Genomic DNA, 15,883 nt, shown 5'->3' with positions numbered 1-15,883 from the left:
CGTCGATCAGCTCTGCCCATCCAGACGCTCGAGCGAGCATGCGCGAGTCCGACACCCCGCTTCGAGTGACACCGGGTTCGGCGCTCTTCGATGTCGTCCTCGCGCCCGGTGAAACCGCCTATCGGTCTGCCCGACTTGAGAATCGCGGCTCGCGCGATGTCGAAGTCAGTGTGCGAGCGGAGGTCGCGCGGATCTCAGGTCACCGTCCAGCAGCGGAGAAGCTGACACTTGCGGTGGCAGACACGAAGGAGTGCGGCGCCCAATCCTTCACCACTGGAGACCGTCAGGAACCCGTAGTCGGCGGCGCGCCGATTCCTCACCGCGCCGTCAGCCCCGGAACCACCGCAGACGTGTGCCTCGCCGCGTCCCTGCAGATCAACGCAGCCGACATGCCTGCCTCGACAACCACGGCGCACCTCCGGTTCGACGCGACGGAACTCCCGGACCGCCTGGCAATCACCGGCGTCGACCTTGGAACGCTGATCCTTCTCGCGATATCCGCAGCCGCGACAGGGGTCGCGCTTCACCCCACTGCCCGGCGTTCCGCATCGCAACGTCTGGAGGAATCTCTGTGAAACACAGCCGCCCCGTGCGCCTTACCGCAATCGGCGGTGCGATCGCTTCCCTGATAGCAACGCTGACCGTTGCCGCTCCGGCGAACGCACTCCACACGAACGACTCCATCATCTTCGACAACCGGGTTGGTCTCTCCGACGGCCGGTACTTCTCCCTTGCCGTTGGACAGTCCGCGGGCAACTTCGCGACGGACTATAGCTCCGCGGTCGCGACCGAGTTCGTCCACCTGCCATACGGCGACGACCATCCACTCGCAGGAATCACTGTCCGACAACGAATCGACACCGACCAGACGCACATCGTCCTCACGACGCAGAACGTCGTGTGGGCGTGGGGATCCAACGAGAGCGGCCTGATCGGTGACGGCACGACCGAGATGGTGAACGAGCCCCAGCGGATCGACTTCACTGGAACAGCAGCAGCAACGAGCCCGATTATGGAAATCGGGCTCACGACCCACGCCGCATACGCGCGAACCGCTTCCGGTCGCATCGTCTCCTGGGGGCAAAACTTTTGGGGACAACTCGGGCAGGGCGACGCCACCGACGACATCCGTACCCCGCACGACGCGCGCACCGATCATGTCGGGCGGATCATCAATATGTTTCCGCTCGCCGACAGTGTGCTCCTCGAGACCGCCGACGGCACGCTGTGGGGCTTCGGAGAGTCAAACGCTCTTCGCGCCGACTACACGCAGACCGGCCTCCCCGAACCCGTGCCAACCGCCGTACCGGTCACCGCATACGACTTCGGCGGAACACCGATCCTCAGCTCCGCCGGGATCACCCACCGAGTCGACGAGGGCGCGGAGCCGCGCCGATCGAACCTGGTCCTCCTCACCGATGGCACCGTTTGGACCTGGGGACAAGACCAGTCAGGCATCCTCGCAAGGAAGGTCCCGAACGTTCAATACCCCACTCCGCGACCAGTGCTCAGCAACGTCGTCGATCTCCGAGTGGGAACGCTGAACGCCATGGCGCTCATGACCGACGGGTCGATCTTCACCTGGGGCCGCAACGTCGAAGGACAACTCGGGATCGATCTCGAACCCACGGACAACGTCGACACGCAACAGCGAGCCGCCCCGCAACACGTCGACCTCCTTCCGGAGCCGATCTTGCAGATCAGCGCCGGCAGCGAGCACGATATGGCGATCGGAGAATCCGGCGCACTCTACGTCTGGGGAAACAACGGCGAATCGCAACTCAGCGACCAGGCTCCCGATACCAGGGCGATCAAGCCCTACCGAGTCGAACCAGCACGAAACGCCCGCACCACCGCCATTTTCGCCGCGGGCACCGCGAGTTTTGTCACCGTCTCGACAAAGCCGAACGCACCGCTCCCCGAGCGCCCAACGCTTCCCTCGAAACGCTGAGTCACCGCGCGATCAGGCTTCTCCGAACCCGGATCGCACGAGATCCGTCAAGGCATCAACGGCCGCCCGAGCATCGACACCGGTTGCCTCGATCTCGACAGAACTCCCCTGCGGTAATGCCAACGCCATGATCGCCAGGAGACTCTTGGCATCGACACCGTTCACCCGAACAACCGCCTCGAATCGAGCTGCCGTCCTCACGAACTCTGCAGCCGGCCGCGCGTGCAGCCCAGAAGGGTTCACCAGCTCCGCAGAGGCCCGCGCGTGCCCATGCTGTGATGTGTCCGCCGCTCGTGAGCCCTGCGAATCCTCGTTCCCCGAAGGCGTCGCGTCTGGCCGGCGCGGGAGATCGGGCGCATCGCTCGGCCGCGTCCATGCAGTCGCCGCTGCCGCGACCACGGACCGCAGGCTTCCACCGGCCTGCGCCGCAACGCTCGCGGCGACAGCACCCTCAACCAGAGGCGCATCCGAAACCACGACACGGGAGCGGAATTCATCGTCGAGAAACTCAAGGACGGTATCGACCGTGAGGTACGCCGATCCGAGATCGCACACCACCACCACTCCTTCGCTGTCGCGAAGGGACTCGAACCCCTGACTGATCCGGTCGAACGAGGTCCCGATGCCGCCGTCGTCCGTCCCCGCGGCAACCGCAATCGAGACGTCCGGTGCCATCTGTCCAGCCAGCGCAGCGACGCCCGCGCCGAGCTCCGCACTGTGCGACACGACGAGGATCGCGACGCTCACGCTGCATCAGCTGCAGCATCCGCAGCGGCTCGAAGAATGTACGCGGTCGACTGCGCGCCGGGATCGCGGTGTCCGATCGCACGCTCCCCGAGATAGCTCGCCCGCCCCTTATGCGCGACAAGCGGATCGGTCGCCTCAGCACCCGCCTGCGCGGCAGACGCCGCCGCCTCCAGTACCGCCACCACGGAAGCCCCAGCAGCGGACGCCTCCCCCGCGGCGTCGACCGCCGGTGTCCACGCATCGACCATTGTCTTGTCGCCTGGCTGCGCCTTCCCGCGCATGACAATGCCGTCCCGCGCCGCCGCGAGCAACGCGACCACAGCCTCCGGATCGAGCGCATCCCGGCCGCCGACAGCCTGCGACGCCTTCAGGTACGCAGTCCCGAACAGCGGACCGGACGCACCGCCGACCGTGGAGATGAGCTTCGTCGCGACGAGCTTCAGCACGTCGGCCGGAGTCGTGAGGGAATCCTCGTCTGCGTCCACTGACTCGACAACGGCGCGGAACCCTCGGTCGAGATTCTCACCGTGATCGCCGTCACCGATTTCGCGGTCGAGCGTCACCAACTCGGCGCGATGTTCTGCCACAGTCGCCGCCGTCGCGCGGACCCATCGGACCGCCCACGCCGTGTCAAGCATTCCCACCTGCTTTCCTCTCCTCGTCGGATCCCGGTCCTTGCCGAGTCCCGGAACGCTGTGATCTCACCGACCCCACCGGAGCGCCGGCGTCTCGACCGGCGCATCCCATAGCGCAAGAAGATCGTCATCCAACACCGAGAGCGTGATCGAGAATCCCTGCATCTCCAGCGAGGTGACGTAGTTCCCGACCAGGCTACGCGCGACCTGGAGACCACGCTCCGCAAGGACCTCGGCAGCGCGCCGGTACACGATGTAGAGCTCAGACAGCGGCGTGCCCCCCATCCCGTTCACGAAGAGCAGGACACGTGCACCCTCGGACGGTGAAAGGTCTGCGAGGATCGGCTCGATCACCCGGTCCGTGAGCTGGTCCGCCGGCGCCATGGCGATCTTCTCGCGTCCCGGCTCGCCATGGATGCCAATACCGAGCTCGACCTCGTCCTCAGCGAGCGTGAACGAGGGCTCCCCCGCGTGCGGAACCGTGCACGGAGCGAGCGCGAGACCCATCGACCGCGTCACCGCATTGACCCGGCGAGCAACGCCGGCGACGGCGTCAAGGTCATCTCCGCGCTCGGCAGCAGCCCCAGCGCACTTCTCGACGACAACCGTGCCAGCGACACCCCGACGACCCGCCGTGTAGAGCGAGTCCTGAACGGCGACGTCGTCATCGACAACGACCGACTCGATCCGGATCCCGTCCATCCCGGCGAGCTCCGCCGCGGTCTCGAAGTTGAGCACGTCGCCGGTGTAGTTCTTCACGATGTGGAGGACTCCCGCACCAGCGTCGACCGCCTTCGTCGCCTCCACGATCGGGTCCGGCGTCGGCGAGGTGAAGACGGGTCCCGGAACAGCGGCGTCGAGCATGCCGTGCCCGATGAATCCCGCGTGGAGCGGCTCGTGTCCGCTGCCGCCCCCGCTGACGATCCCGACTTTGCCCGGAACCGGAGCGTCCGACCGCCGAAGGTGGATCGGAGACTCCGTGAGCACGACGCGGTCCGCATGGGCCAGAGCGAACCCTCGAACGGTGTCGTCGACGACGCGCTGCGGGTCGTTGATCAGCTTCTTCATCGAATGCCTCCACGCACAGTGATCCGGAGGCCGGCGCACCACTCGAGGCGCTCGCGGCCTGGTTGCGCTCAATGTACCGCCATGCCCGTGCGGACTAGTTGCACGTTTGTGCACGACGGCGCTCCGCGCTTCGCGAGCCTTGATCATCCGCCCCCGCATGCCCTTGCGGCGCATTCGAACGCAGCAGATTGCCGCGTGTGCACGTTCGTGCAATTCACGAGAACGTTCCTCGAAATTGGGCTCGTCCAGCAAAATCCCAGCACTATGCTCATCGCGAAATCACTCAACGAGGAGTGCCGGTGAAAGCGGTCCTCCTCTCAGACACAGGAGGTCTCGCGATGGACGGCATCGGGATCAAGTTCTTGTCCGAGCTCGTCGGTACCGCAATGCTCATCATTCTCGGTGGCGGCGTCGTCGCCGCGGTCTCGCTGACGAAGAGCAAGGGATTCGGTGCCGGCTTCCTCATGGTGACGATCGGGTGGGGCTTCGCGGTCTTCGCCGGCGTCACCGTCGCCTACAAGTCCGGCGGTCTGCTCAACCCCTCGGTGGCCTTCGCGCAGTTCCTGCTCGGCAAGCTGACCTTCGGAGCGATGCTGCTGCTCATGCTCGCCGAGGTGATCGGCGCGTTCGTCGGAGCGGTCATCGTCTGGCTGGCCTACAAACAGCACTTCGACGAAGAACCCGACGCGGCAGCGAAGCTCGGCGTCTTCTCCACCGGACCGGCGATCCGCTCCTACGGCTGGAACCTCGTCACCGAGATCATCGGCACCTTCGTGCTGAACTTCGTGGTCATCGCGTTCACCAACGGGCGCACGCCGGCGTCCCTCGGTGCGATCCCCGTGGCGTTCCTCGTCATCGCGATCGGCGTCAGCCTCGGTGGGCCGACCGGATATGCGATCAACCCGGCCCGTGACCTCGGCCCGCGTATCGCCCACGCCGTCCTCCCGATCCGCGGAAAGGGAACGAGCGACTGGTCGTACTCATGGGTGCCGATCGTCGGCCCGCTCATCGGTGGTGGGCTCGCGGCGCTCGTGTCCGGCGCCCTCCTCCCGATGGCTTGACCAGCGCCATCATCGACCTTTCTCACCCTCGCACACCGGCTGGGACCCGCACCCCGCTGACCCCGGCCAAACGAATCCCCGAAGGAGCAGTACATGGCTGACTACATCGTTGCCATCGACCAGGGCACGACAAGCACACGAGCGATCGTTTTCGACCACTCGGGATCGATCGTGTCCGTGGGTCAGAAGGAGCACGAGCAGATCTTCCCCCGTGCGGGCTGGGTCGAACACAACCCGCTCGAGATCTGGGACAACACCCGTGAGGTGATCGGTCAGGCGCTGTCGCGCGCCGACATCACGCGCCACGACGTCGCGGCCGTCGGCATCACCAACCAGCGCGAGACCGCGGTGGTGTGGGACAAGACGACCGGCAAGCCGGTCTACAACGCGATCGTGTGGCAGGACACCAGGACCCAGTCCATCGTCGACCGCCTCGCGAACGGCGACACCGACCGCTACAAGGCGATCGTGGGCCTCCCGCTCGCGACCTACTTCTCCGGGACGAAGATCGCGTGGATCCTCGAGAACGTCGAAGGTGCTCGCGAGAAGGCCGAAGCCGGCGACCTCTTGTTCGGAACCACAGACACGTGGGTGCTGTGGAACCTGACCGGAGGCACCGATGGCGGTGTCCACAAGACGGACGTGACCAACGCCTCCCGCACGCTCTTCATGGACCTGGAGACGCTGAGCTGGCGCGACGACATCCTCGCGGACTTCGGCGTGCCGAAGTCGATGCTCCCGGAGATCGTTTCCTCGTCCGAGGTGTACGGCCAGGTCGAGTCGTCGAGCCTGCTTCGGGAGGTGCCGATCGCAGGCATCCTCGGCGACCAGCAGGCCGCGACGTTCGGTCAGGCGGCCTTCGACACCGGCGAGTCGAAGAACACCTACGGGACCGGCAACTTCCTGATCTTCAACACCGGCACCGAGATCGTCCGGTCCGAGAACGGACTGCTGACCACGGTCGGCTACAAGCTCGGCGACCAGGAGACCCACTACGCGCTCGAGGGATCGATCGCGGTCACGGGGTCGCTGATCCAGTGGCTCCGTGACAACCTCGGGCTCATCCAGAGCGCGCCGGACGTCGAGACGCTCGCGAAGACCGTCGAGGACAACGGCGGGGTCTACTTCGTCCCCGCGTTCTCAGGTCTCTTCGCGCCGTACTGGCGGCCGGACGCGCGTGGCGCGCTCGTCGGCCTCACTCGCTACGCGAACAAGGGCCACATCGCCCGCGCAGCGCTGGAGGCCACGGCGTTCCAGACCCGCGAGGTCATCGACGCAGTGAACGCGGACTCCGGGGTGGAGCTGACGGAACTCAAGGTCGACGGCGGCATGGTCGCCAACGACACGCTCATGCAGTTCCAGGCCGACATCCTGAACGTGCCGGTCGTTCGGCCCGTCGTCGCGGAGACCACAGCACTCGGAGCGGCCTACGCGGCGGGCCTCGCGGTCGGCTTCTGGAAGTCGCTCGACGAGCTCCGCTCGAACTGGCAGGAAGACCGTCGTTGGGAGCCGCAGCTCGACGACGCCGAGCGCGACCGCACGCTGCGTCTCTGGAAGAAGGCCGTCACGAAGACCTTCGACTGGGTGGACGAAGACGTGCACTGACTCATCGGTCGTCGAACGGGTCCGCCTCCTCGTGCTGCGAGGGGCGGACCCGTTCCACGTGCAGCCCACGTCGAGTCGATCGGATACCGGCGACACGCCCGCGCTTTGTGAGGGTCGGCTCAGTTGTGAGCGGCGACCCACGCCTCCAGCTTCCGGGTGGCCGCGCCGGAATCGATCGCGTCCGCGGCGACGACAAGCTGCTCCTGGAGGCGCGTCACGATCGGGCGCGCAGCCTCCGTCGGCGACTGCGCCAGTCGGAAGGCGACGAGGCCGGCAGCGGCGTTCAGCAGCACGATGTCACGAACGGGACCGGTTTCGCCGGCGAGGACGCGGCGAACGATCGCGGCGTTCTCTGCCGGGTCTCCGCCGAGTAGATCATCGATTCGAGCGCGAGGGATGGCGAGATCTCGTGGATCGAGATCGTGCTCAGTGATGAGACCGCTCGACACCTCCCAGATGTGACTGTGACCGGTCGTGGTGAGCTCGTCGAGGCCGTCGTCGCCGCGGAAGACGAGAGCCGTGGTGCCGCGGGTCTGGAACACGCCGGTGATGATCGGAACGAGCTCCGGGTTCGCAACGCCGACCGCGTTCGCCTCGCACCGTGCGGGATTGACGAGCGGGCCGAGGAAGTTGAAGACCGTGGGGACACCGATCTGCGCGCGCGCAGGCGCGGCGTGACGGAACCCCGGGTGAAAGGCGCTCGCGAACGCGAAGGTCAGACCGACACGCCGGAATGTCTCCGCGACCCGACTGCTGTCCATCGTGAGGTCGAGGCCGAGCGCTGCCAGCACATCGCTGGAGCCGCTCCGAGACGAGGATGCGCGGTTCCCGTGTTTGACGACCGGCACACCCGCCGCAGCGATGACGATCGCCGCGGTGGTCGAGATGTTCACGGTGCCGACGACGTCTCCCCCCGTCCCGACGATGTCCACGGCCATCGGGTCGACGTCGAGGTCGATCGCCGCGTCGAGGATCGCATCCCGGAACCCGACGACCTCCGCGACGGTCTCGCCCTTCATTCTGAGCGCGACGAGGAAGGCCCCGATCTGGGCGCCGGTCGCATGACCGCCCACGATCTGCTCCATGGCCCACGTCGACTGGCTGATCGAGAGATCGGAGCGAGCCATCAGTGCGCTGATGATGGAGGGCCATGTGAGCGATCCCGACATGCCTCGATCGTAGTGATTCGGAGCCGCCCGGCAGTTCGCTGCGAAAACACTGTCGGTGGATTCGGCCATAATGGACCCGTGACAAGCACCACGATCTCGAGATCCGCTAGCGGTCCGATCCTGAACCGCCCCAATCCCGTCGCGGTGGGAACGATCGTCTGGCTTGGGAGCGAGGTGATGTTCTTCGCCGGGCTCTTCGCCATCTACTTCACGCTGCGCAGCACGTCGCCGAAGCTCTGGGCGACCGAAACCGCCCACCTGGACGTTCCGTACGCAGCGACGAACACGATCATCCTGGTGCTGTCCTCGTTCGCGTGTCAGTTCGCGGTCTTCGCGGCCGAGAAATTCCAGGTGCACCGCACCAGCTGGAATCCCCGCGACTGGGGCATGACGGAGTGGATGTTCGTCACCTATTGCATGGGCGCGCTGTTCGTCTGCGGCCAGATCTACGAGTACACGAACATGTGGCACGACGGCATCACCCTCTCTTCGAGCGCGTACGGGTCGGCCTTCTACATGACGACCGGATTCCACGGCCTTCACGTGACCGGCGGCCTGATCGCGTTCCTCCTCACGCTCGGTCGGGGCTTCGCCGCGAAGAACTTCGGTCACAAGGAAGCAACGACGGCCATCGTCGTGTCGTACTACTGGCACTTCGTCGATGTCGTCTGGATCGCCCTGTTCGCAGTCATCTACCTTCTCAAGTAGGAATCGGATAGCCCACCGCGCATGTTCACACGCACCAAGAACGACAGCAGCACCGGCACGAAGAAGGGTCGCCGCTCCCCGCTCGCCACAGCGACGCTGATCCTTGTAGGGCTTCTGACGACGGGCGGCGCCTACGCGCTGTTCACGTCGTCAGCGACCGCTGACACCGCGCAGTCCAGCGCCGTCGCGCTGCACAGCCAGTCACAAGTGAACGAAGGCCAGAAGCTCTTCGCATCCAACTGCGCGACCTGCCACGGCTTGAAGGCCGAGGGCACGAATAGCGGACCTTCCCTCATCGGCGTCGGTGCTGCCTCCGTGGACTTCCAGGTCGGAACCGGCCGCATGCCGATGGCTGCCGACGGCCCCCAGGCCGAGCAGAAGCCGACGCAGTTCAGCCAGACACAGATCGACGAGCTCGCCGCGTACGTGGCCTCGCTCGCTCCAGGCCCCGCGATCCCCTCTTCCAAGTACACCGACGGCGGCGGAAACGCCGCGACCGGCGCCGAGTTGTTCCGCGTCAACTGCGCCATGTGCCACAACGTGGCAGGTGCCGGCGGTGCCCTCACCGAGGGCAAGTACGCACCGAACCTGCAAAGCGTCAGCGGACGCCACATCTACGAGGCGATGGTGACCGGGCCGCAGAACATGCCCGTCTTCAACGACCTGAACATCACGCCGCAGCAGAAGGCGGACATCATCACGTACCTCAAGTACATCCAGACGCACCAGTCGCCGGGCGGGTTCTCCCTCGGAAACATCGGACCGGTCGCGGAAGGTCTGTTCATCTGGATCTTCGGGCTCGGAGCGGTCGTCGCAATGACGGTGTGGCTCACCGCGAAGTCCAACTGAGTTCGACGTACCGAGGACACTGAAGGGAACACCATGGCAGAGCACGACGACGAGATGCTGAGCTCGTCCTCGGCTGTCGAGAAGCACGGTGCCAGCGCATCGGCAGGAACAGCAATCCTCCCGGCCGATCCGTTCGAGAACCCGGGAGAGCCGCCGCACCGCCCCCGCCGGACCGACGTCGACCCGAAGAAGCAGCGGCTCGCGGAACGACAGGTCGCAACGTTCTTCTACGTGTCGATCATCTGCAGCATTCTGTCGGTCGCCGCCTACGTCGCATTCCCGATCCAGCAGAACGACTTCGGCACGGTCCGCACCGCGAATCTCTTCCTCGGCCTGGCCATCGCGCTCGCGCTGCTGTCCATGGGGCTCGGAGCCGTCTACTGGTCCAAGACGCTCGTCGTCGATCGAGAGATCGCGGAGATGCGGCACCCGACGCGCGGCTCGGAGACCACCCGCGCAAAGGCCGTCGAGGCGTTCCAGCTTGCGGACAAGGAGTCCGGGTTCAGCCGCCGCAAGCTGATCCGAAACAGCATCATCGGCGCCCTCGCCGCGTTCCCGCTGCCGGGTATTGTGCTGGTGCGCGATCTCGCCCCCGCAGCCGACCCGAACGAGCTCCTCCGGCACACCATGTGGAAGAAGGGCACGCGCCTGACGAAAGACCCGACCGGTCTTCCGATCAAAGCGTCTGACGTCACGCTCGGCTCCGTGTTCCACGTGATTCCGGAAGGCCTCCTGCAGAAAGAGGACATGCTGGAGGAGAAGGCGAAGGCCGCGGTGCTGCTCATGCGCCTCGACCCGAACGACCTCCACGAGCCGAAGGGGCGGGAGAACTGGCAGTACAACGGCATCGTCGCGTACTCCAAGATCTGCACGCACGTCGGCTGCCCCGTTGCGCTCTACGAACAGCAGACCCACCACCTGCTGTGCCCCTGCCACCAGTCGACCTTCGACGTTTCCCACAACTGCGAAGTGATCTTCGGACCGGCAAGTCGGCCCCTCCCCCAATTGCCAATCACGGTCGACGCCGAGGGGTATCTGGTCGCGCAGAGCGACTTCCACGAGCCCGTCGGCCCGTCATTCTGGGAGCGTGATCGCTAATGTCCAGCACCACCACCGAACGGCCCACGCGGACGCCCGCGAACGAGCCGGAGCCCGGCTCGAAAATCCTCGGCGCCGTCGCGAACTACATCGATGAGCGCACGAGCATCTCCGGTCTCGTGAAGGAGGTCGGCCGCAAGATCTTCCCCGACCACTGGAGCTTCATGCTCGGTGAGGTCGCGCTCTACTCGTTCGTTGTCATCCTGCTCTCCGGGACGTTCCTGACCTTCTTCTTCCAGGCGTCCATGGCCGAGGTCGTCTACAACGGCGCGTACGTTCCGCTCAAGGGCGTCCAGATGTCGGCCGCAATGCAGTCGGCCCTGAACATCTCGTTCGACATCCGCGGCGGCCTCTTCGTCCGGCAGATCCACCACTGGGCAGCGCTGCTGTTCATCGCGGCGATCATGCTCCACATGACGCGTGTGTACTTCACCGGCGCGTTCCGCAAGCCGCGCGAGCTCAACTGGGTCTTCGGGTTCACGCTGTGGGTGCTCGCGATGGCTGAAGGCTTCACCGGATACTCGCTTCCGGACGATCTGCTTTCCGGGAACGGTCTCCGCATCATCGTCGGCATGATCGAGGGCGTGCCGGTCATCGGCGTGTGGATCGCCTATCTGCTGTTCGGCGGCCAGTTCCCCGGGACCGCGATCGTCGGACGCTTGTACACCCTGCACATCCTGCTCCTGCCTGCGATCCTCGTCGCAGTGCTCGGCGTGCACCTGGTGCTCGTCGTCATCAACAAGCACACGCAGTGGGCCGGGCCTGGCAAGACCAATGACAACGTGGTCGGCGTGCCGATCCTGCCCGCGTTCGCGGCGAAGGCAGGCGGGTTCTTCTTCATCGTCGCCGGGATCCTCGCGCTGATCGCATCGTTCTTCACGATTAACCCGATCTGGACCTACGGCCCGTACGACCCGTCCCCCGTGTCCGCAGGCACGCAGCCGGACTGGTACATCGGATTCGCGGACGGCGCTCTCCGTCTGGTGCCCCCGCACCTGGAGTTCATCATCTGGGGCAACTACACGCTGTCGATGAACATCCTGCTGCCGATCATCGTGCTCGTATTGCTGATCGTCGCGATCGCGGCGTACCCGTTCCTCGAAGCCTGGGTGACTGGAGACAAGCGGGAGCACCATATCCTCGACCGCCCACGGAACGCACCGACTCGAACCGCGATCGGTGCTGCGGGCATCACCCTCTACGGCAGCCTCTGGGCGGCGGCGTCCTCAGACATCATCGCAACGCACTTCATGGTGTCCATCGATTCGGTGATCCACGTCATCCAGGCCATGGCGGTCCTCGGTCCGTTCGTCGCGTTCTGGATCACGAAGCGGGTCTGCCTTGCGCTCCAGAAGAAGGACCGCGAGATCGTCCTCCACGGGTACGAATCCGGGCGCATCGTTCGTCTTCCGCACGGCGAATACATCGAGGTGCATCAGCAGCTCGATGAGTACGAGCGCTGGCGTTTGCTGCAGTTCAACGACTACCAGCCGCTCATGCTGCGCCCGAACGCAAAGGGAAAGATCACACGCTCGGAGAAGATCCGCGCGGGACTCTCTCGCTTCTTCTTCGAGGACCGAATCGCGCCGGTCAGCAAGGAAGAGCTCGAGACGGCGCACTCCTCCCACCACGCGAACCCCGCGGTCGACGCCGCCAACACGGCGCCTCAGGTCGGAGCGGGTCCGCTCGGCCACTAGGTCGGATCAACGAGCCGCTCAAGAATCGGAGACCCCGTCAGCATCACGCTGGCGGGGTCTCCGTCGTGACGCAGCCGGAAAGATTCCGCGACACGCTGACTGCCGCTTCAGCCTGTGTTCACCTCTCGTGCTGAACTTGTCCATGTCGCGGTGGCAGTGTGGTCTCCGCTGACAGTCACACGATTGCGAGATCCATGGACACGCGGACGGCCGAATACCCGAGGCCGAACCACTTCCTGCTGCACCTCTCCGACACGCACCTGCTCGCAGACGAGCAACCGCTGTATGGAGCCGTCGACGCAACCGTACGGCTCGAACAGATTGCGGCTGAGATTGAAGCGTCGGGAGCGCGACCCGAAGCAATCGTGCTCACCGGAGACATCGCCGACAAGGGCGAGCCCGGCGCCTACCGACGCGCTCGAGCAATCATCGATCCCCTCGCACAGCGGCTCGGAGCCACCGTCATCTGGGCGATGGGGAATCACGATGAGCGGGGTGCCTTTCGCACCGGGCTCTTCGGTCTCCAGCCCACGGACCGTCCCGTTGACTTTGTGTACGACGTCAACGGACTCCGCGTCATCACGCTCGACACGACGGTCCCTGGTGAACACTACGGTCTGATCTCGAGCGCACAGTTGGACTGGCTCGCCGAAGAGCTCAGCACGGCCGCACCCCACGGCACGATCCTCGCCATGCATCATCCACCGGTACCGAGCGTGCAGGACCTCGCCGTCCTCGTGGAGCTCCGCGATCAGCGCGCGCTCGCGGAAGTGGTCGAGGGAAGCGACATCCTTGCGATCATCGCGGGACATCTGCATTACTCGACAACGGCGCTGTTCGCCGGAATCCCGGTGTCGGTCGCAAGCGCCACGTGCTACACGCAGGACCTCGCTACCGCGGGAGGCGGAACGCGGGGCCGCGACGGCGCGCAGTCATTCAACCTTGTGCACGTCTACGGCAAGAACGTCGTCCACTCCGTGGTCCCGCTGGGGCATTTCGCGACAGTCGGCGAACGCGTTGACGCGCAAGCCACGGCCGAACGGCTCCGAGAGGCCGGCGTTCGAATCGCGCCCGCAACCGAGCCGGCGCCCGTCACCGCCAGCATCCCCGTGTTCGGCGACGACGCAGTGCCGGCATCGCCGGTTGCTCAGGCGCGCTGAATCCCCGACGTCGCACCGAGCCCGGTCCCCCGACGTCGCTCCCAGCCCGGTCCAGGACATGGAAGGTCAGCTCGCGCGACGCTCCCAGGGCGCGGGAATCGGGAAGTAGCGATCGAGGAACGCTGTCACTCGAGCCGTCCGTTCCTCGTCGCTGACCTCGGGGAAGCTGCCGTCGTTGAGGCAGAAGAAGTCGACGTTCCGCTTCTTGAGGAGCTGATCCATCGCGGCCAGTCCGGACTGCATCGTGGTGTCGATGTATCGGACCGTCGCGTTCTCCTGCACGATCGCCCGCCCAGTCATCAGGGCGTAATAGTGGTACAGGGAATTGGTGACCGAGATGTTCTCCGCGGAGCGGAAGCGCGAGGCTGCTGTCGCGTCGAACTCTGCGCGGAACTCATGCTCCATCTCGGTGAGGACGCTGCGCCGAAGCGGCGTCGCAGCGTGCTCGAGGTGCCTCGTGGTGACCGCGCCGAACCGCTGCTGGAGGAGTCGCCGATTGACGCGAGCCGCGTTCTCGAACCCGCTGCGCTCGACGCTGCTGGCGCCCAGGCCGATCCGTGTCGTTGCGACAATGAACTTCGACACGGAACCGGGCGAGAAGAACATTGATGGCTCGATCATGCGTCCGAAGAACATGTCGTCGTTCGAGTAGATGAAGTGCTCACTGAGACCGTCGATGTGGTGCAACTGCGACTCGACGGCCTGCGAGTTGTGCGTCGGCAGGACGGACGGGTCGCTGAAGAACGACTCGCTACGGACGATGCGCACCCCCGGGTGGTCGGCGAGCCAGTGCGGAGCAGGCGAGTCGGTCGCGATGTAGATGGTCCGAATCCAGGGCGCGAACATGTGGACCGACCGCAACGCGTATTTCAGTTCATCGATCTGCCGAAACCGTGCTGGTGCGTCGTCTCCCTCTCCAAGCTGCACGCCCGCCTGGGCGGCCTTCCGAGCACGCTGATACTCGGTCGCGTTCCCGTCAACCCAGGAGAAGACGATGTCGATGGGGAACGTGATGTCGGTGACGTGGTCGTCGAACATATGCTCGATCGTCTGCCATGACCGACCGAAGCGTTCCACGCTCGCGAGCACGAACTCGTCCAGCGGAAGGCTGCGGCGCATCATGGCGTTCTCTTCCGGAGCGAGGACCGCTTCGTCCGTGACTCGCCAGAACTCCAGCTGCACCGCGGTCGATGCGCCATATCGAAGCCGGCCGATGGGCTCGACTCGCGGGCGGAATACGCGGAGAACGTCGGCACGACGCGATCCGAGGCCATCGTCAGCGATGAGCAGCGCAGGCTTGCCGGGCGGCTTGGCGTAGAACGGCTCCCCCGCGAACGTACTCATCAGCGCGGATGCTGCCCGCTCACGATCCCGCTCATCGAGGGCGAGCACCGGTCGGACATCGTTCCCGCGGATGAGCAGATGCTGAACGCCCGCCGCGGACAACGCATCGTCGATCGCGAGCAAGTCCTCGATCATCGACTGCTGCGGCGTGAGGTGCCCGTTGAGGAGCGTGAGCATGCCCTTGCGGACGACGACGTCGGGACGTTCCAGACCACCTGACGCTGGACGAGGCGTGAGCAGCGGGCTCTCGTTGCGGTCAGCGGTCTCGTTCCCCATCCATGCCCTTCTGCGGCTCGATCAGCGCGGTTCGCGCGGCCACGGCCCGTAGCAGAGACCGTCCAGTGCGATCTTATCCGGCAGAGCCGCGGCCGTCCTCCCGGACGGGAACGCGCAAGAGGATGCCCACCGCGACGAGCACGGCGGAGCCGACGAATTGAAGCGCCATCCAGAGCGGGCCGGTGAGCGGAATGACGAGGACGGGATTCCACAGCACCGCGATCGCGGCGACAACAGTTGCTGCGATCCATCGGCCGCCCTGAGCCGCGAACACGAGGATGATGAGCGCGAGCACCGTGACGCCGAGGCGAACTGCGAAGAACCCGGCGTCATTGACGAAGCTCGCGCAGAAGGTCAGCACCGCAGCACCGATGAGCGCCGGCGCGAGTCCTGGCCGCGTGAAGTTCGCCCGTCCGCCGTCTCGGGTCCGCATGGTCTTGCCATAGCGCTCGGGGGGCCGACGCGGTGCCGACCCTCCGCGCGCGCGGTCTCGCAGGCCTCCGTCCGACTTCGAC

At 65.6% G+C, this 15,883-nt stretch carries 15 protein-coding genes; 9 read left to right on the top strand and 6 right to left on the bottom strand.

Annotated features, from left to right (window positions below; genetic code table 11):
• Nucleotides 1-38 precede the first annotated feature (38 nt).
• Both CAM01S_RS07555 and CAM01S_RS07550 read left to right on the top strand, forming a co-directional pair.
• Nucleotides 39-575: a hypothetical protein gene (locus CAM01S_RS07555; RefSeq protein WP_157071473.1), complete on the top strand. Its 537-nt coding sequence runs from the start codon at nt 39-41 to the stop codon at nt 573-575.
• Nucleotides 572-1,951, top strand: a complete 1,380-nt coding sequence (locus CAM01S_RS07550) for an RCC1 domain-containing protein (protein ID WP_157071472.1) — start codon at nt 572-574, stop codon at nt 1,949-1,951. The genes CAM01S_RS07555 and CAM01S_RS07550 overlap by 4 nt, the downstream gene beginning before the upstream one ends.
• A gap of 12 nt (nt 1,952-1,963) precedes the next feature.
• Here CAM01S_RS07550 and dhaM read toward each other — a convergent pair whose 3' ends face one another.
• From dhaM to dhaK, 3 genes are all read right to left on the bottom strand, one after another.
• A complete protein-coding gene (dhaM, locus tag CAM01S_RS07545; RefSeq protein WP_066518970.1) occupies nt 1,964-2,698 on the bottom strand; it encodes a dihydroxyacetone kinase phosphoryl donor subunit DhaM in 735 nt (244 codons plus the stop codon).
• Nucleotides 2,695-3,336 (bottom strand): dihydroxyacetone kinase subunit DhaL, encoded by a 642-nt coding sequence (gene dhaL / locus CAM01S_RS07540; protein ID WP_066518968.1) that lies wholly within the window; start codon nt 3,334-3,336, stop codon nt 2,695-2,697. The genes dhaM and dhaL overlap by 4 nt, the downstream gene beginning before the upstream one ends.
• A 63-nt stretch (nt 3,337-3,399) precedes the next feature.
• Nucleotides 3,400-4,401, bottom strand: a complete 1,002-nt coding sequence (gene dhaK, locus CAM01S_RS07535) for a dihydroxyacetone kinase subunit DhaK (RefSeq protein WP_066518966.1) — start codon at nt 4,399-4,401, stop codon at nt 3,400-3,402.
• Nucleotides 4,402-4,739: 338 nt separating this feature from the next.
• Here dhaK and CAM01S_RS07530 point away from each other — a divergent pair, with 338 nt between their 5' ends.
• On the top strand, nt 4,740-5,462 hold the full coding sequence (locus CAM01S_RS07530; RefSeq protein WP_066519912.1) for an MIP/aquaporin family protein: 723 nt from the start codon (nt 4,740-4,742) through the stop codon (nt 5,460-5,462).
• Nucleotides 5,463-5,555: 93 nt separating this feature from the next.
• Nucleotides 5,556-7,067, top strand: coding sequence for a glycerol kinase GlpK (glpK, locus tag CAM01S_RS07525; RefSeq protein ID WP_066518965.1), 1,512 nt, complete (start codon nt 5,556-5,558; stop codon nt 7,065-7,067).
• Between the two features lie 119 nt (nt 7,068-7,186).
• Here glpK and trpD read toward each other — a convergent pair whose 3' ends face one another.
• A complete protein-coding gene (gene trpD, locus CAM01S_RS07520) occupies nt 7,187-8,236 on the bottom strand; it encodes an anthranilate phosphoribosyltransferase (RefSeq protein ID WP_066518956.1) in 1,050 nt (349 codons plus the stop codon).
• 78 nt (nt 8,237-8,314) lie between these two features.
• On the opposite strand from trpD, the gene ctaE reads away from it, so the two are divergent.
• The 5 genes from ctaE (at nt 8,315) to CAM01S_RS07495 (ending at nt 13,748) form a co-directional block, all read left to right on the top strand.
• The gene (gene ctaE / locus CAM01S_RS07515) at nt 8,315-8,944 is read left to right on the top strand and encodes an aa3-type cytochrome oxidase subunit III (RefSeq protein ID WP_066518954.1); all 630 of its coding nucleotides are present in this window, start codon (nt 8,315-8,317) and stop codon (nt 8,942-8,944) included.
• Nucleotides 8,945-8,965: 21 nt separating this feature from the next.
• A complete protein-coding gene (gene qcrC, locus CAM01S_RS07510; RefSeq protein ID WP_066518951.1) occupies nt 8,966-9,793 on the top strand; it encodes a cytochrome bc1 complex diheme cytochrome c subunit in 828 nt (275 codons plus the stop codon).
• Nucleotides 9,794-9,826: 33 nt separating this feature from the next.
• Nucleotides 9,827-10,891: a cytochrome bc1 complex Rieske iron-sulfur subunit gene (gene qcrA / locus CAM01S_RS07505; protein ID WP_066518949.1), complete on the top strand. Its 1,065-nt coding sequence runs from the start codon at nt 9,827-9,829 to the stop codon at nt 10,889-10,891.
• On the top strand, nt 10,891-12,588 hold the full coding sequence (gene qcrB, locus CAM01S_RS07500; RefSeq protein ID WP_066518946.1) for a cytochrome bc1 complex cytochrome b subunit: 1,698 nt from the start codon (nt 10,891-10,893) through the stop codon (nt 12,586-12,588). Before qcrA ends, qcrB begins: the two co-directional genes overlap by 1 nt.
• A gap of 194 nt (nt 12,589-12,782) precedes the next feature.
• Nucleotides 12,783-13,748: a phosphodiesterase gene (locus tag CAM01S_RS07495; RefSeq protein ID WP_066518943.1), complete on the top strand. Its 966-nt coding sequence runs from the start codon at nt 12,783-12,785 to the stop codon at nt 13,746-13,748.
• A 66-nt stretch (nt 13,749-13,814) separates the two neighbouring features.
• On the opposite strand, the gene CAM01S_RS07490 is transcribed toward CAM01S_RS07495, so the two are convergent.
• Both CAM01S_RS07490 and CAM01S_RS07485 read right to left on the bottom strand, forming a co-directional pair.
• Entirely contained in the window at nt 13,815-15,368 is a 1,554-nt protein-coding gene (locus CAM01S_RS07490) for a stealth family protein (protein ID WP_083527853.1), read from the bottom strand.
• A gap of 73 nt (nt 15,369-15,441) precedes the next feature.
• Entirely contained in the window at nt 15,442-15,801 is a 360-nt protein-coding gene (locus CAM01S_RS07485; RefSeq protein WP_066518940.1) for a DUF6804 family protein, read from the bottom strand.
• Nucleotides 15,802-15,883: the final 82 nt, after the last annotated feature.

The organism is Curtobacterium ammoniigenes NBRC 101786 (genome assembly GCF_001571045.1).
Taxonomy (GTDB): Bacteria; Actinomycetota; Actinomycetes; order Actinomycetales; family Microbacteriaceae; genus Curtobacterium; species Curtobacterium ammoniigenes.
The sequence above is the reverse complement of the archived record's forward strand: the minus strand, read 5'-3'. Positions and strand labels throughout refer to the sequence as shown.